Below are 20403 nucleotides of genomic sequence, written 5' to 3' on the forward strand. Positions count from 1 at the left end.
TGAGCGCTCCGCATACTGACCGCGTGAGCATCGTCAAGCACCTGCCGGACGCCGCGATACCCGACGGCGGCGCCCCCCACTGGCACGTCAAGGACGCCCAGCGCTGGCTCGACGCACGCGTTCCGCCCGTCTTCGCCCCGGTCCCCGTCGGCTGGATCCTCGTGCCGCTGGTGGTCCTCTCGCTCGTCCTCCTGGCCCTGGGGGACTCGGACGCCCCCGGACACGGCACCTCCTGGGCCGGCTACGTCCCGGCCGTCCTCCTGGTGTCCCTCCCCGCCTGGTACCGGTTCCTGCCGGCCGCCACCCTCCTGTCCACCCCCGTGGTCGCCGCGGACGCGGTACGGAACCTGTCCGCACTCGCCCCCGCCGAGGGCCCCGGCCTGGCCGGCGGCGTGCTGGTGCTCGCCCTCTGCGCCTGGGCGTTCGCGGGGTCCGCGCTCCGGATCCGCTCGCGCAGGTGCCAGCGGGAGCTGTTCCTCGCCGCCGCCGGTGACACCCGTGCGGCGATCCCCGAGAACCTGCCGGACGGCCACCGCCGACGCGGACGGGTGCTCCTCGCCACCGGGGCGGGGCTGTGCCTGGCCGCCGCCGCACTGCTCGGGTGGGTCCTCGTGCAGGACCTGGGAGCGAGCCCGGGGGACCCCTTCGACGGGACGGGCCCGCAGGTCCTGGCCATGATGCTGCTCGTTCCGGGCGTCCCGCTGCTCGGCCGCGGCCTCACGGCACGGCGTGCCGCCCGGCGGCTGCACGACGGGCCCCAGCCGGTGATCCGCGTCGGCGTCCGCGAGGTGCTCCTCGGCCCGCGCTGGCTGGTCGCCGACGCCGGAACCACCACCGCCCCGCCACTGATCGCGTTCCGGGACCGGTTCGACGACCACTACCGCAGTTCCCGGGCGGTGACCCTCCTCGGTGGGGCGGCGGACCGGCTGCGCTCCGACCACCACGACATCGACCCACGCGCCGAGCCCTACGAGGCGGTGATGTACGGAGTGCCCTGCGAGGGGGCCGAGGTGATCCTGAGGCACGCCGTCTACGGCGACGACCGTACGATCACCGACGCCGTCAGCGCCGTTCCGCTGATGCCCTTCCGCCGGCACCGCCTGCGGTCGTGGTGGCCGGCCGGCACCTCGTACACCCTCAGGCGGCGGGCCGACGAGGAGAAGCGCAAGCAGCGCGCGGCGCAACGGTCGAGCGGCTCGGGCAGTTCCTGCGGCTCCTCCGGCGGCTGCGGGGCCAGCAGTTGCTCCAGCAGTTGCGGCAGCAGCTGCGGTGGCGGCTGCGGCGGTGGCGACTGATCGGGCAGACTCCCGGCATGGCACCCAAGACCCGCAAGTACGACGACGCCAGGATCAGAGCGGCCGTGATCGCACAGTTCGGTCATGTCGGACGGGCCGTACGGGAGTTGGGCCCCGAGCAGCTGGAGCGCCCCAGCGGGCTCGGGGACTGGAGCGTCGCCGACCTCGCCGCGCACATCGCGTGGATCGCGGACTCGCTGGCCGCCGGCCTGGCCCGGCCGCCCGCCGCCCTCGCCGAGCTGACGGCGGTCGAATGGCCCTTCGCCACCGCCTCCCTCGCCGGGAAGATCTCCGAGGCGGCCCGGGAGACCCTGACCGGCGCCCCGCTGCCCGAGCTGTACGAACGGGCCGCCGACGCCATGGCCGGGGCGCTCGCGGCGAACCCCGGCGGGCGCGTCCTCCAGCTGTGGGTCGGGGACATGACCCTGGCCGACTTCCTGGTCACCCGGACCGTGGAGCTGGTGGTCCACACCGATGACCTGAACCGGGCCGCCGGGCTCGACGTCCCGATCGAGCGGCAGGCCCTGGCCGCCTGTACGCGGCTGCTCGCCGACTCCCTCGCCCTGAAGGCCCCGGGCGGTTCGGTCGAGGTGCGGATCCCGCCCTTCGCGGTGGTCCAGTGCATCGAGGGCCCCCGCCACACCCGCGGCACCCCGCCGAACGTCGTGGAGACCGACCCTCTGACCTGGATCCGGCTCGCGACCGGCCGTACGGCATGGGCCGAGGCGCTCGACGCGGCGCAGGTGCGGGCCGGCGGTGAGCGGGCCGACCTGTCCGCGCTGCTCCCGCTGATGAGCTGAGCGGGGGCCGCCGTGGTGGAACCGACCGGAGATCCCGTTCGTCCCAGGGGCATGCGTACCCTCCGGCACGTCCCCCTCCCCGCGGGGCTGGCCCTCGTCCTCGCGCTCGCCGCGGCCGGCTGCGGCCGGGCCGGGGAGCAGGGCGCGGGCGCGGTGCTCCCCGACCCCGTGGGCCGTTGGGCCGTCGAGTCCCTGACCACGGGCGGCCGCACCCTGCACGCCCCCGGAACGGCCCGCCTCGACTTCGGCGAGAAGCAGGTCAAGGGCAACTACGGCTGCAACGGCTTCACCGCCGCCGTCTCCTTCGCCGGCACCTCCGCGGTGACCGTGACCCCCGGCGCCACGACCACCATGGCCTGCGCGGACATGGAGTTCGAGACGGCATTCGCCAAGCTGTTCACCGGGCGGCTGACCATCGACCGGGGCCCCGACCGGCTCACCCTGAAGACCGCCGACGGGAGCACGATCGCCATGACCTCGGAGCCGGTGGTCCCGGACGCGCCGCTCACCGCGGTCGAGTGGACCGTGCAGTCCCTGATCAGCGGCGGATCGGTGTCCTCGCTGCCCGCCGGAGCCGCCGGCACGGCGCGGTTCACCCTCGCCGCCGACCTGTCCGCGAGCGGGACCCTCGGCTGCAACCGGTTCAGCGCCCAGGTCACGCGCGACGGCGACCGGCTCACCTTCGGGCCGCTCACCACCACGCGGATGGCGTGCGACGGCCCGGCGGGCGAGGTCGAGGCGAAGCTGACCGGGCTGTTCGCGAGCGGCCCGCTCCTCTCCCGGATCGAGGGCCGCCTGCTGACCCTCACCGCCGCGGACGGCAACGGCCTGATCGCGGAGGCGCCGTCCGACGCCGAATAGCGGCGGCCGGGCCGGCGGGGCGGGCGGCCGGACCACAGGCTGCGGACCGCGGGCTGCCGGACCGCGGGCCGCCCGCAGTCGGACGACGGGCCGCCCGCAGCCGGACCACGGGCCGCCCGCACCCGCCGGCTCACGCCGGGTAGGGCAGCAGACCCGCGTTCACGGCCTCCCAGGCCGCGCGCAGCTCTGCCAGCCGGGCGGGCTCCACGGCGGCCTTGTCGGCCTGTTCGCGGATGTCCCCGGCCACGTCGAACAGCTGGTCGCGGCCCGACTTCCCGCGGTAGTACTTCCAGTTCCCGCGGCGCAGCGCCCGCTCCCCGCGGACCCGCCAGAACAGGTCCCGCTCGACGGCCTCCTCACCGCGCAGCAGGTATCCGGCCAGGCTCACGCCGTCCAGCGGGTAGGCCGGGTGCGGGCGGGCGCCGGCCACCTCCAGCAGGGTCGCGGTCCAGTCCGGGCTGAACACCGGGACGCGGCTGACCTGCCCGCCCTCCAGCCGGGCGGGCCAGCGCACGATGTTCGGCACCCGGATGCCGCCCTCCTGGAGGGAGGCCTTGCTGCCCGAGAGCGGCCAGTTGTAGGAGAACCGCTCACCGCCGTTGTCACTGGAGAACACCACGATGGTGTGCTCCTCCTGACCGGAGCGCTTCAGGGCCTTCAGGACCTCGCCGACCGACCGGTCGAGGTCCTCGACCATCTCCTTGTACTTCTCGACCGAGCCGCCGTCCTGGTGCCACAGGGCACGAGGGTCACCCGCCTTGATGCGCCGGACGATCTCGGCGCTCTGCTCGGTGTCCCCGTCGGCGATCCACGGCCAGTGCGGGGTGGTGAAGTTCAGGTTCAGCAGCCACGGCCTGCCGTGGTGGTCGCGGGAGACGTACTCGCCGGCCCGCTCGGTGATGATCCGCGTGTAGTAGCGCAGGTCCTCGTACGCGGCGTCGCCCTCGTAGAGGTCGTACTCGCCGCCCAGGCCCAGCTTGGAGTAGTACTCCAGGGCCCCGCCGAAGTTGCCGAAGAACTCGTCCCAGCCGGACTTCGTCGGGCTGTAGTCGGGCAGGTAGCCGGCGTGCCACTTGCCGATCAGTGCCGTGGCGTACCCGGACGCCTTCAGCAGCGAGGCCAGCGTGGGGTGGGTGGGCTCCAGGCCGACGGACTTGTCGGCGATCGGCTCGGCGAGCCCGCCCCTGGTCCGGGCCGGGTAGCGGCCGGTGTAGAGGCTGAACCGGGTCGGCGAGCAGGTGGCGGAGCCCGAGTAGGCGTCGGTGAAGCGGACGCCCTGGCGGGCCAGCCGGTCCAGGTTCGGGGTCCTGATGTGCGGGGCGCCGTACGCGGAGAGGTCGGCCCAGCCCAGGTCGTCACCGAGGATGAACAGGATGTTCGGCCGGCGCGACGGGCGGCCCCGGGAGGCCCGGAACTCCCGCTCCGAGGGACCCGCCGGAGGGGTCTCGGCGGCCTGCGCGGGGGCGGCGCCCAGACCCGCGGCGGTGGCCGCAGCGGCAACACCGACGGCGCCCGTGAAGGCACGCCGGGACAGCTTGTTCTCGTACGAAGACACAGGTACTCCAGGGCACGGTCCGCCGGCCGGCTCCGGGCGGGGCGCGGGACGGCGCGCGGCACGGCGGAGCAGGGCGGGGCGGAGCGGAAAAGGGAAAAGGAGAGGAAGAGTTGTGGCTACGCGCAGCAACGACAGATGGCGCTCGCGACACGGACCAGGTCCACGTGCCGGCGCTCGACGAGGGTGACGGCGCGGTCACCGAGAGGCTGCATGGGTCGAGAGCCTGTACGAGTGCCTTCGTAGATGTCAACAAGGTGATCCGAATACCGAGACGGAGGCGTCCCGTCACCCTCTGTGCTGTGACATTTCCCGGCCGTCCCCAATTCGGACCAGTGGTCGATCTCGCCTACACTCGGGAGCGTGCCTCGTGGTGATGGACGACTCAACCACGACCTGCTCCCCGGCGAAAAGGGCCCCCAGGACGCTTGTGGCGTCTTCGGTGTCTGGGCTCCGGGTGAAGAGGTCGCCAAGCTCACCTACTTCGGACTGTATGCGCTACAGCACCGTGGACAAGAGTCCGCGGGAATCGCTGTGAGCAACGGTTCCCAGATCCTCGTCTTCAAGGACATGGGCCTCGTTTCCCAGGTCTTCGACGAAACCTCCCTCGGTTCGCTCCAAGGTCATATCGCGGTCGGTCACGCCCGCTATTCGACCACCGGCGCCTCCGTCTGGGAGAACGCGCAGCCCACTTTCCGCGCGACCGCCCACGGCTCCCTGGCCCTGGGACACAACGGCAACCTGGTGAACACCGCCGAGCTCGCCGAGATGGTCGCCGACCTCCCCCGTCAGGACGGCCGTGCCACCCAGGTGGCCGCCACCAATGACACCGACCTGGTCACGGCCCTGCTGGCCGGCCAGGTGGACGCGGACGGCAAGCCGCTGACCATCGAGGAGTCCGCCCGCGTGGTGCTCCCGAAGGTCAAGGGCGCCTTCTCGCTGGTGTTCATGGACGAGGGGACCCTCTACACCGCCCGTGACCCGCAGGGCATCCGCCCGCTGGTCCTCGGCCGCCTGGAGCGCGGCTGGGTGGTGGCGAGCGAGACCGCCGCCCTCGACATCTGCGGCGCCAGCTTCGTCCGCGAGGTCGAGCCGGGTGAACTCGTCGCCATCGACGAGAACGGTCTGCGCACCTCCCGATTCGCGGAAGCGAAGCCCAAGGGCTGTGTCTTCGAGTACGTCTACCTGGCGCGCCCGGACACCGACATCGCCGGCCGGAACGTCTACCTCTCGCGTGTCGAGATGGGCCGGCGCCTGGCCAAGGAAGCCCCGGTCGAGGCCGACCTGGTGATAGCGACGCCGGAATCAGGCACGCCCGCCGCGGTCGGCTACGCCGAGGCCAGTGGGATTCCGTACGGATCGGGCCTCGTCAAGAACGCCTACGTGGGCCGGACCTTCATCCAGCCCTCGCAGACGATCCGCCAGCTCGGCATCCGCCTGAAGCTCAACCCCCTCAAGGAAGTCATCCGGGGCAAGCGCCTGGTGGTCGTGGACGACTCGATCGTCCGCGGCAACACCCAGCGCGCCCTGGTCAAGATGCTCCGCGAGGCCGGCGCGGCCGAGGTCCACATCCGGATCTCCTCGCCGCCGGTGAAGTGGCCGTGCTTCTTCGGCATCGACTTCGCCACCCGGGCCGAGCTGATCGCCAACGGCATGACGGTCGACGAGATCGCCACGTCGCTGGGCGCGGACTCCCTCTCCTACATCTCGCTCGACTCGATGATCGAGGCGACGACGATCCAGAAGCCGAACCTCTGCCGTGCCTGCTTCGACGGCGAGTACCCGATGGACCTCCCCGACCCGCAGCTCCTCGGCAAGCAGCTCCTGGAGACCGAGCTGGCCGGCGGCGCGGACGCCGCCGACGCGCTCCGTCGCCCGTAGAGTCCCCGGCTCGACCTGCGCGGGGCCCTGTCTTTCCGGCTTTTCCCAGGGCCCCGCACCAACCGCAGTAACGACACGAAAGCTCTCTCCTGTCATGACAGAGAAGACCACCGGTGCCAGCTACGCAGCCGCGGGCGTCGACATCGAAGCGGGAGACCGCGCCGTCGAGCTGATGAAGGAGTGGGTGAAGAAGACGCAGCGCCCCGAGGTCCTCGGCGGCCTCGGCGGTTTCGCCGGACTCTTCGACGCCTCCGCCCTCAAGCGGTACGAGCGCCCGCTGCTCGCCTCGGCCACCGACGGGGTCGGCACCAAGGTGGACATCGCCCGTCAGATGGGCGTGTACGACACCATCGGCCACGACCTGGTCGCGATGGTCATGGACGACATCGTCGTCTGCGGCGCCGAGCCGCTCTTCATGACCGACTACATCTGCGTCGGCAAGGTGCACCCCGAGCGTGTCGCCGCCATCGTCAAGGGCATCGCCGAGGGCTGTGTCCTCGCCGGCTGCGCCCTGGTGGGCGGCGAGACCGCCGAACACCCCGGTCTGCTGGGCCCGGACGACTTCGACGTGGCGGGCGCCGGCACGGGCGTCGTCGAGTACGACCGCCTGCTCGGCGCGGATCGCATCCGTACGGGGGACGCCGTCATCGCGATGGCTTCGTCCGGCCTTCACTCGAACGGGTACTCGCTGGTCCGCCACGTCCTCTTCGACCGCGCCGGGATGTCCCTCGACGCTCACGTGGAGGAGCTCGGCCGGACCCTCGGCGAGGAGCTGCTCGAGCCCACCAAGATCTACTCGCTGGACTGCATGGCCCTCACCCGGACGGCCGAGGTGCACGCGTACTCGCACATCACCGGCGGCGGCCTCGCGGCCAACCTGGCCCGGGTGATCCCGGACCACCTGCACGCCACCGTCGACCGTGCGACCTGGACGCCCGGCGCGATCTTCGACCTGGTCGGCAAGGCCGGGCAGGTGGAGCAGCTGGAGCTGGAGAAGACCCTGAACATGGGCGTCGGCATGATGGCCGTGGTCCCGCAGGAGTCGGTGGACGTGGCGCTGACCGCGCTCGCCGACCGGGGCGTCGACGCCTGGGTCGCGGGGGAGATCCTGGACCGCGGCGACCGCACCGAGGGCGCGACCCTCACCGGTTCCTACGCGAGCTGAGCAGCACTGAAACCCGGCCCGGGGCTACGCCCTGGACCGGGTTTCAGTCTTTTGTGTGTCGTGCAGACGCCTCAGGGCGTCAAGCGCCGCGACGCTGTGCCGACGGACCGGACTCGTCGTCCTCGTCGTCGTCATCGCTGTTGTAGAGGTCCGCGTACCGAGCGTACGGATCGTCCTCGTCCAGCTCGTCGTCGTCCACCTCGACCGGCTCGCTGACAGACAGCGGTTCCGCGGTCGATGCGCCCAGCTCGTTGGCCAGACGCGACAAGTCAGTCCCGCCGCTGCTGTACTTCAGCTGGCGGGCGACCTTTGTCTGCTTGGCCTTTGCCCGGCCGCGCCCCATGGCTCGACCCCCTCGGTGACGGGGCTCGACGGCCCCAGAGTCTGACACGCGTTCATGGTTCGGAGCGGGCTCTCCGTGGAGAGACCGTCCGTAGGGGTTTAACGGTACCTGCTTCCGCGGCCATACGGTACGCCGCCCGCATGACGCGCCCCGGTGCAGAACCAACAAGGCGCCCCGTCCTCGCTGGTCAGCTGCGATTTTAACCCTTTCCTGGCGGGCGACCCGCCGAAGTGCAGTGAGTTCCGTCTCGCCGCGCCCCGGCGGGCCTCGCGCAGGCCCCTTAGGAGGCAGTCACCGGCAGGGTGCGGCGGCCGTCGGCCATCCGCTGCTCGGCGATCCGGTCGGCGGCGGCGGCCGGCGGAATGCCGTCCGCCTTCGCACGAGCGAAGATCTCCAGCGTGGTGTCGAAGATCTTCGTTGCCTGCACCTTGCACCGGTCGAAGTCGAAGCCGTGCAGCTCGTCGGCGACCTGGATGACACCGCCCGCGTTGACCACGTAGTCCGGGGCGTAGAGGATGCCGCGGTCCGCGAGGTCCTTCTCGATGCCCGGGTGGGCGAGCTGGTTGTTGGCCGCGCCGCACACGATCGTGGCGGTGAGGGCCGGGACCGTCTCGTCGTTCAGGGCGCCGCCGAGTGCGCACGGGGCGTAGATGTCGAGGCCCTCGACACGGATCAGCGCGTCCGTGTCGGCGACCGCGGTGACCTTGCCCGGGTGCTTGTCGAGGATGCGCTGCACCGACTCCTGGCGGACGTCGGTGATCACGACCTCGGCACCGTCCTCCAGCAGGTGCTCCACCAGGTAGTGGCCGACCTTGCCGACGCCCGCGACGCCGACCTTGCGGCCGCGCAGGGTCGGGTCGCCCCACAGGTGCTGCGCGCTGGCGCGCATGCCCTGGAAGACGCCGTAGGCGGTGAGCACCGAGGAGTCGCCGGCGCCGCCGTTCTCGGGGGAGCGGCCGGTGGCCCAGCGGGTCTCACGGGCGACGACGTCCATGTCGGCGACGAAGGTGCCGACGTCGCAGGCGGTCACGTAGCGGCCGCCGAGGGACTCCACGAAACGGCCGTAGGCCTCGAGGAGTTCCTCGGTCTTGATGACGTCGGGGTCACCGATGATCACGGCCTTGCCGCCACCGAGGCCGAGACCGGCCATGGCGTTCTTGTACGACATGCCGCGCGAGAGGTTGAGCGCGTCGCGCACGGCCTCCTCGTCGGAGGCGTAAGCGTGGAAACGCGTACCACCGAGGGCGGGGCCCAGGGCGGTGGAGTGGATCGCGATGACGGCTTTCAGGCCGGTGGCTCGGTCCTGGCACAGCACGACTTGCTCGTGGCCGCCCTGCTCCGTGCGGAACAGGGTGTGCAGGACGCCGTCGGTCATTTCGGTCACGGTGGTGACTCCCATGGAAGAGATGCGGCGGGAAGACGCCCCCCTGCGGGTGGGGGAGGACGTGCTGGGAGCAGAGTAAGACCTGTGGGCCGGATGGGGGTCACCTGTCCGGGGATCGAAACACTCCCGGAGTACGGGAGGCGGCCCCGGCCCTTCCGCCCGGGGCCGGAGGTGAACCGGACCCCGGAAGAGGGGAGTACGAGAGGGTGACCGAATCCCCCGAACCCCTGCTGCCCTCCGCGCGCTCGGCTCCGGCCGTCCCGTACGCCTCCTACCTGCGCGTCTACGAGCCCCTGGCCGCTTTCGCGGAGCCGGAGCGCACCCACTGGGCCGCGTACGCCCGGCGCGGGACGGCCCCGACCGCCCAGGACGAACTGCGCCGGTCGCTGGCGGAATTGGTGCGGGTCCCCCTGGTGGGGGTGCCGGCCCACGAGAGCGCCGACGCGTTCACCGCGGAGGTCGACGGGGTGCTGCTGGTCTGCCCCTGGCGCACCCGGCTGCGCGGCTGGCTGGCGCTGGAGGAACTGGTCGACCAGTTCCCGCTCCCGGTGCTGGACGCGGCGCTGCCGCCGGTGGCGCGCCGGCGGGCGGCCGAGGAGTACGAGCGCTGGCGCGAGCGGAACCCGGACGCGCGCCCCTGGATCCGTACGGGGGTGTGGCAGATCCCGCTGCGCTGGTTCGTGCTGGTGGCGGACGAGGAGCGGGAGTACGTGCAGGGGGAGCGGCTGCGTTACCGGACACCGATGGTGCAGGCGCGCCGGCGCCTCGCCCGGGCGCTGCGGACGCTGCGCGCCGCGGAGGGGTACGGGATGCTCGCCGAAGGGCTGGTCGAGGTGGGGAGCTGGCTGGAGGAGTTCCATCCGCGGTCGATGGTCGAGCTGGACTACGGCGGGCTGGTGCACGCCCTGCCGGCGGAGCGGCTGGCGGCCGACCGCTCGGCGGCGGATCTCGCGGCGGGTGTCGATGCCCTGCGGGCGGGGGACGCCGAGGGTGCGGCGGAGGCGTACCGGGGGCTCGCGGAGCGGTGGCGGGCGGTGCGCGAGCGGCTTTTTGCGAATTAGGCCGAAAGTCGCCGGTGTGGCCGGTTTCACCTTTCAGAGGTCCGTACGTACCGCCGCGTATCGGTCGTTCGGTCAAAACTGGCTGATCAGAGGCCTGATTGTGGCATTTAGGACGTAGTGCCAGGACCTACGTCCCGATACGGGCCATTGGCCCAAGCGTGACGGACCGCACTAACCACACCCTTGCGCCCTTCCCCTACCCTCGTGCCAAAATAGGACAAGGAGTCCGGGGAGGGTTCCTTCCGCCCAACTAAGGGCGGAATGCTCGGCATTGCACTCTACGGGGGGTCTGACGACTCCTGATCGCTCTGTGACTGATCGTCACAGTGGGGTGACTGTCCGTTATGGGACGGTCCATCGGGCTTCCGCCGCTGATGAACACCTCGGAGGGCAATTCCGTCGGTTTGGCCGTCGCGGCTGGACGGATGGTGTAGTTGTAGTGCCGAGGACAAGCCGTTCGTCCTATAACCGACTCGGCCCGCGTATGTCCATTTCGGGCAACGCGGGCCAAGGTGCAGAATTTAGAGGAAAGAACCGAGATGGTTCGGTTCTCCCGAGGAGGCCGCTCATGACCGCTCGCACCCCTGATGCCGAGCCGCTGCTGACCCCGGCTGAGGTTGCCACGATGTTCCGCGTGGACCCGAAGACGGTCACCCGCTGGGCCAAGGCTGGCAAGCTCACGTCCATCCGCACCCTGGGTGGACACCGCCGGTACCGCGAGGCCGAGGTCCGCGCACTGCTGGCGGGAATTCCGCAGCAGCGCAGCGAGGCCTGAGGTCGCGTAAACACCCCGCTTTAAACGGGTCGCTATCGGGTCCCCCAATCCGATGAAAACCCACATTGCTTCATGCGGCCCGGCCTGCCCCAACAGGTTCTCGGGTCGTTCGATCGCGCTGGACTCCGCCGGGTCCAGCGCGATCTTTTTATGCCCAGGTCAGGGGGGCGCCGGAGGTCCGCCGGGATGCCTGACGGGGTAGGTACCATTGCACATATTAAATTGAGCAGACGTATGGATGCGATAAAAGTGTGAGTCCGAAAAACTCGTGCGGTGACACCCGTCACAGATGATCACTCTTGTATATCCGCCAATGCACCCCGTAATGGGGAAGACCGTCGCGGTGAGCATCATGCGAACGGGGGATTCTCCGCCGCAGGGCCCGCAGGCGGCCGAAGCAGGACCGGCGCCGCGGGATGAGCAGGGGGCCGCCGCAGGAGCGGACGCGGGGGTCGGACGCGGGGTCGGACGCGGGGGTCGGACCACGCAGGGCCCGCGGCCGGTCGGACGCAGGGCCCGCGGCCGGCTTCCCCAACCCGGCCCGGGCGACGGCACCCGTCAACGCGTCAGGGCCCGCATCCCCGGGGGGATACGGGCCCTGACGTTGTTGCGATCCTGACGGGACTTGAACCCGCGACCTCCACCTTGACAGGGTGGCGAGCTAACCAACTGCTCCACAGGACCTTGATTTCGCGGCCGCTCGGAGGCGGCTGCGAAACAGACTGTACAGCAGCTCAGGGGGTGCGGTCGAACCGATCAGGGGGCCGCCGCATCCACCGCCTTCACGATCCGCTTGTCGGAGATCGGGTACGCCGTGCCGAGGGCGTGCGCGAAGTAGCTGACGCGCAGCTCCTCGATCATCCAGCGGATGTCCGTCACGGCGGCCGGGACCGGCCGCCCCTTCGGCAACTGCTCCAGCAGCCAGGCGTACTCGTCCTGCATCTCGTGGACCTTCTCCATGCGCGTCGTGTCGCGCTGGACGCCCGTGGGCATCTGCTGGAGCCGCCGGTCCGCCGCCACCAGGTAGCGCATCAGGTCCGGCAGCCTGCGCAGCCCGGTGAGCGTCACGAAGCCGGCCGGCATCAGGGCCGCCAGCTGCGTCCTGACGTCCTGGATGTTCGCGACCAGGGCGAGGCTGGAGGTGCCCTTCAGGCGCCGTTCACAGGCCTGCCAGGCGGCCAGCACCTGCTGGGTCTGGTTCACGGCGCGCACGGTGGTGTCCACCAGGTCGGCGCGGACGGCCTCGTAGAGCTTCCGGAAGCCCGCCTCGTCCCACGCCGGGCCGCCGTGGTCGGCGATCAGCTTGTCGGCCGCCGCGGTCGCGCAGTCGTCGAACAGCGCCTGGATGGAGCCGTGCGGATTCCTGGAGAGCGCGAGCTTCTGCTGGTTGGTGAGGTGGTCCGAGGCGAACTTCGCCGGGTTCACCGGGATGTTCAGCAGGATGAGCCGGCGGGTGCCCAGCCACATCGCCTGCTGCTGCTCCGCCTCCGTGTCGAAGAGCCGTACGGAGACGCTCGTGCCCTCGTCCACCAGCGCCGGGTACGCCTTCACCGGCTGGCCGGCGCGGCGGGTCTCGAACACCTTGGTCAGCGTGCCGATCGTCCAGTCGGTCAGCCCGGTCCGCTCCACGGACTCCCCGCCCGCCCGCTCGGCGGTGGCCGCGGCGGCCTTGGAGAGGGCCTGGCGGGCCTTGGGCTTCAGCCTGAGCCGCAGGGCCTCCAGGTCCTTGTCCTCGGCGATCTTGCGGCGTCGCTCGTCGACGATCCGGAAAGTGATCTTCAGGTGGTCCGGGATGCGGGTGAGGTCGAAGTCCTCGGCCGACACCGGCACGCCGACCATGCGCTGGAGCTCGCGCGCCAGCGTCACCGGCAGCGGCTCCTGCAGCGGCACGGCCGTGTCCAGGAACCGGCCCGCGTAGTTCGGCGCGGGCACGTAGTGGCGGCGGATCGGCTTGGGCAGCGAGCGGATCAGCTCGGTGACGACCTCCTCGCGCAGGCCCGGGATCTGCCAGTCGAAGCCCTCGTCGGTGACCTGGTTGAGCACCTGGAGCGGGATGTGGACCGTCACGCCGTCCGCGTCCGCGCCCGGCTCGAACTGGTAGGTCACCCGGAACTTCAGCTGCCCCTGCCGCCAGGAGTCCGGATAGTCGGCCTTGGTGACCCCGGCCGCCTTTTCCGTGAGCAGCATCTCCCGCTCGAAGTCGAGCAGTTCGGGCTCGTCCCGCTTCTTGTGCTTCCACCAGGAGTCGAAGTGCGCGCCGGAGACGACGTGCTCGGGGATCCGCTGGTCGTAGAAGTCGAAGAGGGTCTCGTCGTCCACCACGATGTCGCGGCGCCGGGCCCGGTTCTCCAGCTCCTCCACCTCGGTGAGGAGCTTGCGGTTGTCGGCGTAGAACTTGTGGTGGGTGCGCCAGTCGCCCTCGACCAGCGCGTTGCGGATGAACAGCTCGCGCGAGACCTCGGGGTCGATCCGGCCGTAGTTGATCTTCCGCTGGGCAACGATCGGGACGCCGTACAGCGTCACCTTCTCGTACGCCATCACCGCGGCCTGGTCCTTCTCCCAGTGCGGCTCGCTGTAGGTCCGCTTGATCAGGTGCTGCGCCAGCGGCTCCACCCACTCGGGCTCGACCTTGGCGTTCACCCGGGCCCACAGCCGCGAGGTCTCCACCAGCTCGGCCGACATCACGAACTTCGGCTGCTTCTTGAACAGCGACGAGCCCGGGAAGATCGCGAACTTGGCCGACCGGGCGCCCAGGTACTCGTTCTTGTCGGTGTCCTTGAGGCCGATGTGCGAGAGCAGACCGGCCAGCAGCGAGACGTGGACGACCTGCTCGGGGGCGTCCGCCTCGTTGACGTGGATGCCCATGCTCTTGGCGACCGTGCGCAGCTGCGAGTAGATGTCCTGCCACTCGCGGATCCGCAGGAAGTTCAGGTACTCCTGCTTGCACATCCGGCGGAAGGAGGAGGAGCCGCGTTCCTTCTGCTGCTCCCGGACGTAGCGCCACATGTTCAGGAACGACAGGAAGTCGCTGGTCTCGTCCTTGAAGCGGGCGTGGTTCTGGTCGGCCTGGGTCTGCTTGTCCGAGGGCCGCTCGCGCGGGTCCTGGATGGACAGGGCCGCCGCGATGACCATGACCTCGCGGACGCAGTTGTTCTTGTCGGCCTCGATGACCATGCGGGCCAGCCGCGGGTCGACGGGCAGCTGGGACAGCTTGCGGCCCATCTGCGTCAGGCGCTTCTTCGGGTCCTTCTCGGCCGGGTCCAGCGCCCCGAGTTCCTGCAGGAGCTGGACGCCGTCGCGGATGTTGCGGTGGTCCGGCGGGTCGATGAAGGGGAACTTCTCGATCTCGCCGAGGCCGGCGGCGGTCATCTGGAGGATGACGGAGGCCAGGTTCGTGCGCAGGATCTCGGCGTCGGTGAACTCGGGACGGGCGTCGAAGTCGGCCTCGGAGTACAGCCGGATGCAGATGCCGTCGCTGGTACGGCCGCAGCGGCCCTTGCGCTGGTTGGCGCTGGCCTGGGAGATCCGCTCGATCGGCAGGCGCTGCACCTTGGTGCGGTGGCTGTAACGGGAGATCCGGGCGGTGCCCGGGTCGATCACGTACTTGATGCCCGGCACCGTCAGGGAGGTCTCGGCGACGTTGGTCGCGAGCACGATCCGGCGCCCGGTGTGCGGCTGGAAGACCCGGTGCTGCTCGGCGTGCGAGAGACGGGCGTAGAGCGGCAGTACCTCGGTGAACCGGAGCTTCTTCTTGATCAGAGCGTCCGCGGTGTCGCGGATCTCGCGCTCGCCGGAGAGGAAGACCAGGATGTCGCCGGGGCCCTCGGCCTGGAGCTCGTCCACGGCGTCGCAGATCGCGGTGATCTGGTCGCGGTCGGAGTCCTCGGAGTCCTCTTCGAGGAGCGGCCGGTAGCGGACCTCCACCGGGTACGTCCGCCCGCTGACCTCGACGATCGGGGCGTCGCCGAAGTGGCGGGAGAAGCGCTCCGGGTCGATCGTCGCCGAGGTGATGACGACCTTCAGGTCGGGCCGCTTGGGCAGCAGCGTCGCCAGGTAGCCGAGCAGGAAGTCGATGTTCAGCGAGCGCTCGTGGGCCTCGTCGATGATGATCGTGTCGTAGGCGCGCAGCTCGCGGTCCGTCTGGATCTCGGCGAGCAGGATGCCGTCCGTCATCAGCTTCACGAAGGTCGCGTCCTGGTCCACCTGGTCGGTGAACCGGACCTTCCAGCCGACGGTCTGCCCGATCTCGGACTTCAGCTCCTCGGCGATGCGTTCCGCGACCGTGCGGGCGGCGATCCGGCGGGGCTGGGTGTGCCCGATCATGCCCCGGACTCCCCGGCCCAGCTCCATGCAGATCTTGGGGATCTGCGTGGTCTTGCCGGAGCCGGTCTCGCCCGCGACGATCACGACCTGGTGGTCGCGTATCGCCTCGGCGATCTCGTCCTTCTTCTGGCTGACGGGCAGGTTCTCGGGATACGTGACCTCCGGCATCCGCGAGGCACGGCCGGCCAGTCGCTCGGCGGCCTTCGCGGCCTCCGCGGCGATCTCGTCGAGCACGGCCTGCTTGGCCTCGGGCTTGCGGATGCGGCGGGCGCCTTCGAGGCGGCGGCCGAGGCGGTGCGCGTCACGGAGGGAGATCTCACCGAGAAGCGTCTGCAGGGCGGCGAAGGAAGTAGACATACCTGATCGAGGATCTCACCTGGGCCCTCCGGGTGGCGAACGCATTTGTCGGGTGGACCCGTACCATTTCGGGACGAGTCCCTCGGCCGCACGAGTGAGAGGCAGCCCACCTTGTCCCGCCCCCGCCCCTTCTGCCGCGCCGTGCCCGCGCTGCTGGTGGCGGTCCTGGCGGTACTGCTGGGCGGGACGGCACCCGCCGCTGCCGGAACGGTCCTGCCGCCTGCCGGCCCGGCCGGCCGGGCCGCCACCCCGGCGGGCTCCGGTACGCCTGGGGCGCTCCTGGCCGTGGCCGGGCACCCCGCGACCGCCGCGGCCGGCGCTCCCGGTACGGAGGCGGCCCCGGCTGCCGGTACCCGGGCCGTCCCGGCTGCCGGTACGGAGGCCGCCGCGGCTCCCGGCCCCGCCGTCCGGAGCGGCGGGCCCTCCTGCGCCCCCGGGGCCCCCGACCACGGCGGGACCCCCGCCGTCCCGGCCCGGGCCGGGGGCGACCACGCCCAGGTCCCGCCGGGCCGCCCGGCGCCGCCGGCCGCCCGGCCGCACGCGGGCCTGCCCGTACGGGTGCCCGTACGCGGCCCCGACCGGCCCGCTCCCGGCCCGGTGGAGCTGTCGGTGATGCGGGTCTAGAGGCCCGCCCGAGCGGTCCCTCCCCGGCCCGCGGGACCCCGTGTCCCCGCCCGCCGCCCCGGAGACCGCCCGGCCCGGCCCGTACCGACCCCACCCGCAGAACCGGAGCACCCGCATGTCCTCTTCCAAGACCAAAGCCGGCACGTCCTCGGCCAAGCCCCTGCTGATCTCCGCGGGGGTCGCCCTCGCCGCCGTCACCCTCGGCCTCGTCTCCTGGCAGGCCACCGCCCCCGCCGACAAGGCCCCCACCGGCCCTGCCCCCGCGGCCGCGCCCCGCTCCGACACCTCCGCCGCGCTCAAGGCCCTGGCCCGCCGGGAGCCCGGCGACAAGCTCGCCGTCGGCCGCCCGGACGCACCCGTCGTGCTCATCGAGTACTCCGACTTCAAGTGCGGCTACTGCGGCAAGTTCGCCCGGGACACCGAGCCCGAGCTGGTGAAGAAGTACGTCGACGACGGCACCCTGCGCATCGAGTGGCGCAACTTCCCGATCTTCGGAGCCGAATCGGAGGCCGCCGCCAGGGCCGCCTGGGCCGCGGGCCGGCAGGACCGGTTCGCCGCCTTCCACGCGGCCGCGTACGCCGACGGCTCCAAGGAGAAGGGCTTCGCCGAACCGAGGCTCCTGGAGCTGGCCCGTGAGGCCGGGGTTCCCGACATCGACCGCTTCAAGGCCGACATGGCCGGTGAGGAGGCCGCCGCCGCCCTGAAGAAGGACCAGGAGGAGGGCTACCGCATCGGCGTCACCTCCACCCCGTCCTTCCTGGTCAACGGCAGGCCGATCGCCGGCGCCCAGCCGCTCGGCGCCTTCACCGCCGCCATCGAGCAGGCCGGGGCGGCGGCGAAGCAGTGACCGACATCGGATACCTGGCCGCCCTGCTGGGCGGCCTCCTCGCGCTGCTCAGTCCCTGCAGCGCCCTGCTCCTGCCGGCCTTCTTCGCGTACTCGATCGACTCCACCTCGCGCCTGCTGGCACGTACCGGCATCTTCTACGCGGGCCTCGCGAGCACCCTCGTACCGCTGGGGGCGGCCGGTTCGTACGCCGGGCGGTTCTTCCACAGCAACCGCGACCAGCTGGTCCTGGCAGGCGGCTGGCTGATCATCGCGCTCGGAGCCGCGCAGATCCTGGGCCTGGGCTTCGCTCCGAAGCGGATCTCGGAGCTGTCCGGCAGGATCCGGCCGACCACGGCCCTGTCCGTGTACGCCCTCGGCGCGGTGTACGGGCTGGCCGGCTTCTGCGCCGGCCCGATCCTGGGCAGCGTCCTGACGGTCGCGGCCGTCAGCGGCAGCCCGGTCTACGGTGGTCTGCTGCTCGCGGTCTACGCGCTGGGGATGGCCGTGCCGCTCTTCGTGATGGCCCTGCTGTGGGAGCGGTTCGATCTGGGCCGGCGGCGCTGGCTGCGCGGCCGGGCCCTGCGCGCGGGCCGCTTCGAGGTGCACACCACGTCGCTGCTGTCCGGGCTGTTCTTCATCACCCTGGGCGTGCTGTTCCTCGTCTACGACGGGGCGAGCGCGCTGCCGGGGCTGCTGGACGTGGACGACTCGTTCGCGGTGGAGCAGCGGGTGAGGTCGCTGGCCGGGGCCGTCCCCGACGGGGCGCTGCTCGGCCTGGTCGCCGTGGGGGCGGCGGTCTTCGGCCTGGTGCAGTGGCGCCGTCGCTCCGGCGCGGCGGGCGAGGCCGAGTGACGCAGGAAGGCCCCGTCCGATGGACGGGGCCTTCCGATGGTGGCTGGGGCCGGGGTCGAACCGGCGACCTATCGCTTTTCAGGCGATCGCTCGTACCAACTGAGCTACCCAGCCACGAGACCGTTTCCGGCCTCAGCGATCCTGACGGGACTTGAACCCGCGACCTCCACCTTGACAGGGTGGCGAGCTAACCAACTGCTCCACAGGACCTTGCGGTGTGCGAGACAAAGTCTTGCACACGGTAATGCGTACCCCCAACGGGATTCGAACCCGTGCTACCGCCTTGAAAGGGCGGCGTCCTGGGCCACTAGACGATGAGGGCTAAAGACCCACCGGGCACTTCTTCAGCGCGTCGGGGACGTGAGAAGCATATGGGATCCGGGGAGCTATCGCCAAAACGGTTTCCCCCGGAGGGACAATGACCCGGTGCTGGAGATGACGCGCGAGGAGTTCGAGGAGCTCGTCGCAGAGGCCCTGGACCGGATCCCGCCGGAGCTGACGCGGCTGATGGACAACGTGGCGGTGTTCGTCGAGGACGAGCCGCCCGCCGACGATCCGGAGCTGCTGGGGCTCTACGAGGGGACCCCGCTGACGGACCGCGGCGAGTGGTACGCCGGTGTGCTGCCGGACCGGATCACCATCTACCGCAATCCCACGTTGCGGATGTGCGAGGACCGGGAGAGCGTGGTCGCGGAGACGGAGGTCACCGTGGTGCACGAGATCGCCCACCACTTCGGGATCGACGACGAACGACTGCACGCGCTGGGGTACGGGTGAGCCCGAGGGGCTCCCGGCCCGCCCCCGGCGCCGCCGAGGCGATCGACCCGGACGTCGACCTGCACGTGCCCGCGCAGCGGGCCGAGCCGCAGGGCCGGGTGCTCGCGGCGGTGGCCGTCGGCGGCGCCCTGGGGGCCTCGGCCCGGTACGGGATCTCCCTGCTGTGGCCGGCCGCGCCCGGCGCCTTCCCGTGGGCGACCCTGTGGATCAACGCCTCCGGGTGCGCGCTGATCGGCGTCCTGATGGTGCTGATCAGCGAGGGCGGGCGGACGGCACCGCACCCGCTGCTGCGGCCCTTCGCCGGGGTCGGCGTGCTCGGCGGCTTCACCACCTTCTCCACCTACGCGATGGACTTCTCGCGACTGCTGGACGAGGGGGAGGCGCGGTCCGCGCTGGCCTACGCGGGGCTCACGGTGGTGGCCGCGCTCGGCGCGGTGTGGGCGGCGGCCTCGGTGACCCGGTTCGCCGTGCGGGACCGCGGGGCGGGCCGGGGAACGGGCCGGGGAACGGTCCCGGGTCTCCGGTGAACTGGCTGCTCGTGGTAGCCGGCGCGGTCGTGGGTGCCCCGCTGCGCTACCTGACGGACCGTGCGGTGCAGCAGCGGCACGACTCCGTCTTCCCGTGGGGGACCTTCGTCGTGAACACGGCCGGCTGCCTGGTGCTGGGGGTGCTGACCGGCGCGGCGCTGGCCGGGGCCGCCTCCTCGTGGGTGGTGCTGCTGCTGGGGCCCGGGCTGTGCGGGGCGCTGAGCACCTACTCGACCTTCTCGTACGAGACGTTGCGGCTGGCCGAGCGCGGATGGGGTTTCCTGGCGGCGGCGAACGCCGTGATGTCGGTGCTGGTCGGGCTGGGCGCGGTGCACCTCGGCTCGCAAGTGGCGCGACAACTGTTCGCCTGAGGGCGTGTCCCTTACGGGGCAAAGGGAGTTGGGCACGACGACCCGCTCCTGCGGGCCTCCCGTCCCCAGGCTCCCCAGGCTCCGGAGGTGCCCCCGTGCGCCAGTTGTCCGCTTCCCTCAGACTGGCCGTCACCGCGCTCGCGGTCGCGGCGACGGCCGGCTGCATGAGCGTCGGCGAGGACGCGGCGAAGCCGGGGCCCTCCGCCGCGGCGGAGCGGCGCGCCGGCTCCGAGGCGGATGCCGGGTCCGCCTCCGGGCGGGGCTCCGGGATCCGCGGCAACGGGCACGGCGCGAAGGACGGTACGGAAGGCCGGGACGGCAAGCACAAGGAAGACGGCAAGGCCTCCGGTGCGACCGGGGCCACCCCGGGGCCGGGTGCGCCGAGCGGGGCGCCGGGCGCGGCGGCGCCGTCGGCGGGACCGGGCGGCGGCGCCGGCGGACAGGGTCCCCAGCAGCCGCCGACGGGCGGTTCCGGCGGTTCGGGTTCCGGCGGGCCGGGCGGCGGCCAGCAGTCGCCGAGCCCGACCCCGGAGCCGCCGCTTCCCACGCCCCCTGTGACGGAACCCACGCCGAGCCCGTCGAGCCCGCAGCCGGAGCCCAGCACCCAGCCCGCACCCCAGGCCTAGC

19 protein-coding genes and 4 tRNA genes are annotated in these 20403 nt (G+C 71.6%); 14 read left to right on the forward strand and 9 right to left on the reverse strand.

Going from position 1 to position 20403, the window contains the following annotated elements:
* The first annotated feature begins 23 nt into the window (after positions 1-23).
* The 3 genes from IH80_RS45240 to IH80_RS0101675 are packed head-to-tail and all read left to right on the forward strand — an operon-like array spanning position 24 to position 2956.
* Positions 24-1295, forward strand: a complete 1272-nt coding sequence (locus IH80_RS45240; RefSeq protein WP_051808619.1) for a hypothetical protein — start codon at positions 24-26, stop codon at positions 1293-1295.
* A gap of 17 nt (positions 1296-1312) precedes the next feature.
* Positions 1313-2095: a maleylpyruvate isomerase family mycothiol-dependent enzyme gene (locus tag IH80_RS0101670; protein WP_030957037.1), complete on the forward strand. Its 783-nt coding sequence runs from the start codon at positions 1313-1315 to the stop codon at positions 2093-2095.
* A 51-nt stretch (positions 2096-2146) separates the two neighbouring features.
* A complete protein-coding gene (locus tag IH80_RS0101675; protein ID WP_030957038.1) occupies positions 2147-2956 on the forward strand; it encodes an META domain-containing protein in 810 nt (269 codons plus the stop codon).
* Positions 2957-3086: 130 nt separating this feature from the next.
* On the opposite strand, the gene IH80_RS0101680 is transcribed toward IH80_RS0101675, so the two are convergent.
* Together IH80_RS0101680 and IH80_RS47290 are read right to left on the reverse strand one after the other, a co-directional pair.
* Complete coding sequence (locus IH80_RS0101680; protein ID WP_030957040.1) at positions 3087-4511, reverse strand: sulfatase-like hydrolase/transferase; 1425 nt, start codon at positions 4509-4511, stop codon at positions 3087-3089.
* A gap of 116 nt (positions 4512-4627) precedes the next feature.
* Complete coding sequence (locus IH80_RS47290) at positions 4628-4723, reverse strand: putative leader peptide (protein WP_386391725.1); 96 nt, start codon at positions 4721-4723, stop codon at positions 4628-4630.
* A gap of 148 nt (positions 4724-4871) precedes the next feature.
* Here IH80_RS47290 and purF point away from each other — a divergent pair, with 148 nt between their 5' ends.
* Both purF and purM read left to right on the forward strand, forming a co-directional pair.
* A complete protein-coding gene (gene purF / locus IH80_RS0101685; protein WP_030957042.1) occupies positions 4872-6389 on the forward strand; it encodes an amidophosphoribosyltransferase in 1518 nt (505 codons plus the stop codon).
* Between the two features lie 94 nt (positions 6390-6483).
* Positions 6484-7554: a phosphoribosylformylglycinamidine cyclo-ligase gene (purM, locus tag IH80_RS0101690; protein WP_030957044.1), complete on the forward strand. Its 1071-nt coding sequence runs from the start codon at positions 6484-6486 to the stop codon at positions 7552-7554.
* A gap of 79 nt (positions 7555-7633) precedes the next feature.
* On the opposite strand, the gene IH80_RS0101695 is transcribed toward purM, so the two are convergent.
* Positions 7634-7897 (reverse strand): DUF3073 domain-containing protein, encoded by a 264-nt coding sequence (locus IH80_RS0101695; RefSeq protein ID WP_030957046.1) that lies wholly within the window; start codon positions 7895-7897, stop codon positions 7634-7636.
* Positions 7898-8177: 280 nt separating this feature from the next.
* Positions 8178-9296, reverse strand: coding sequence for a Leu/Phe/Val dehydrogenase (locus IH80_RS0101700; RefSeq protein ID WP_030664648.1), 1119 nt, complete (start codon positions 9294-9296; stop codon positions 8178-8180).
* 191 nt (positions 9297-9487) lie between these two features.
* Here IH80_RS0101700 and IH80_RS0101705 point away from each other — a divergent pair, with 191 nt between their 5' ends.
* Together IH80_RS0101705 and bldC are read left to right on the forward strand one after the other, a co-directional pair.
* On the forward strand, positions 9488-10342 hold the full coding sequence (locus tag IH80_RS0101705; protein ID WP_199819192.1) for a hypothetical protein: 855 nt from the start codon (positions 9488-9490) through the stop codon (positions 10340-10342).
* Between the two features lie 568 nt (positions 10343-10910).
* Positions 10911-11117, forward strand: a complete 207-nt coding sequence (gene bldC, locus IH80_RS0101710) for a developmental transcriptional regulator BldC (protein ID WP_003949541.1) — start codon at positions 10911-10913, stop codon at positions 11115-11117.
* 610 nt (positions 11118-11727) lie between these two features.
* Here the strand turns inward: bldC and IH80_RS0101715 are convergent.
* Both IH80_RS0101715 and hrpA read right to left on the reverse strand, forming a co-directional pair.
* Positions 11728-11801, reverse strand: a tRNA-Asp gene (locus IH80_RS0101715).
* A gap of 72 nt (positions 11802-11873) precedes the next feature.
* Complete coding sequence (gene hrpA, locus IH80_RS0101720) at positions 11874-15797, reverse strand: ATP-dependent RNA helicase HrpA (protein ID WP_030957048.1); 3924 nt, start codon at positions 15795-15797, stop codon at positions 11874-11876.
* 111 nt (positions 15798-15908) lie between these two features.
* Here hrpA and IH80_RS0101725 point away from each other — a divergent pair, with 111 nt between their 5' ends.
* From IH80_RS0101725 to IH80_RS0101735, 3 genes are all read left to right on the forward strand, one after another.
* A complete protein-coding gene (locus tag IH80_RS0101725; protein ID WP_030957049.1) occupies positions 15909-16421 on the forward strand; it encodes a hypothetical protein in 513 nt (170 codons plus the stop codon).
* A 115-nt stretch (positions 16422-16536) separates the two neighbouring features.
* A complete protein-coding gene (locus tag IH80_RS0101730; protein ID WP_030957052.1) occupies positions 16537-17268 on the forward strand; it encodes a DsbA family protein in 732 nt (243 codons plus the stop codon).
* Positions 17265-18101: a cytochrome c biogenesis CcdA family protein gene (locus tag IH80_RS0101735; protein ID WP_030957054.1), complete on the forward strand. Its 837-nt coding sequence runs from the start codon at positions 17265-17267 to the stop codon at positions 18099-18101. The genes IH80_RS0101730 and IH80_RS0101735 overlap by 4 nt, the downstream gene beginning before the upstream one ends.
* Positions 18102-18138: 37 nt before the next feature.
* Here the strand turns inward: IH80_RS0101735 and IH80_RS0101740 are convergent.
* The 3 genes from IH80_RS0101740 to IH80_RS0101750 form a co-directional block, all read right to left on the reverse strand.
* Positions 18139-18215: transfer RNA gene (locus tag IH80_RS0101740), tRNA-Phe, on the reverse strand.
* A gap of 22 nt (positions 18216-18237) precedes the next feature.
* Positions 18238-18311 (reverse strand) — tRNA-Asp (locus IH80_RS0101745).
* A gap of 39 nt (positions 18312-18350) precedes the next feature.
* Positions 18351-18423: transfer RNA gene (locus tag IH80_RS0101750), tRNA-Glu, on the reverse strand.
* Positions 18424-18527: 104 nt separating this feature from the next.
* On the opposite strand from IH80_RS0101750, the gene IH80_RS0101755 reads away from it, so the two are divergent.
* The 4 genes from IH80_RS0101755 to IH80_RS44505 all read left to right on the forward strand — a co-directional run bounded on the left by IH80_RS0101755 (position 18528) and on the right by IH80_RS44505 (position 20402).
* Positions 18528-18878: a metallopeptidase family protein gene (locus tag IH80_RS0101755; RefSeq protein ID WP_030012899.1), complete on the forward strand. Its 351-nt coding sequence runs from the start codon at positions 18528-18530 to the stop codon at positions 18876-18878.
* Positions 18875-19405 (forward strand): FluC/FEX family fluoride channel, encoded by a 531-nt coding sequence (locus IH80_RS0101760; RefSeq protein ID WP_051808622.1) that lies wholly within the window; start codon positions 18875-18877, stop codon positions 19403-19405. The genes IH80_RS0101755 and IH80_RS0101760 overlap by 4 nt, the downstream gene beginning before the upstream one ends.
* Positions 19402-19776, forward strand: coding sequence for a fluoride efflux transporter FluC (locus tag IH80_RS0101765; protein ID WP_030957056.1), 375 nt, complete (start codon positions 19402-19404; stop codon positions 19774-19776). The genes IH80_RS0101760 and IH80_RS0101765 overlap by 4 nt, the downstream gene beginning before the upstream one ends.
* Before the next feature lie 95 nt (positions 19777-19871).
* On the forward strand, positions 19872-20402 hold the full coding sequence (locus tag IH80_RS44505) for a hypothetical protein (RefSeq protein ID WP_051808624.1): 531 nt from the start codon (positions 19872-19874) through the stop codon (positions 20400-20402).
* Position 20403: the final 1 nt, after the last annotated feature.

The organism is Streptomyces sp. NRRL S-378, assembly GCF_000720645.1.
In the GTDB taxonomy this organism is placed as follows: domain Bacteria; phylum Actinomycetota; class Actinomycetes; order Streptomycetales; family Streptomycetaceae; genus Streptomyces.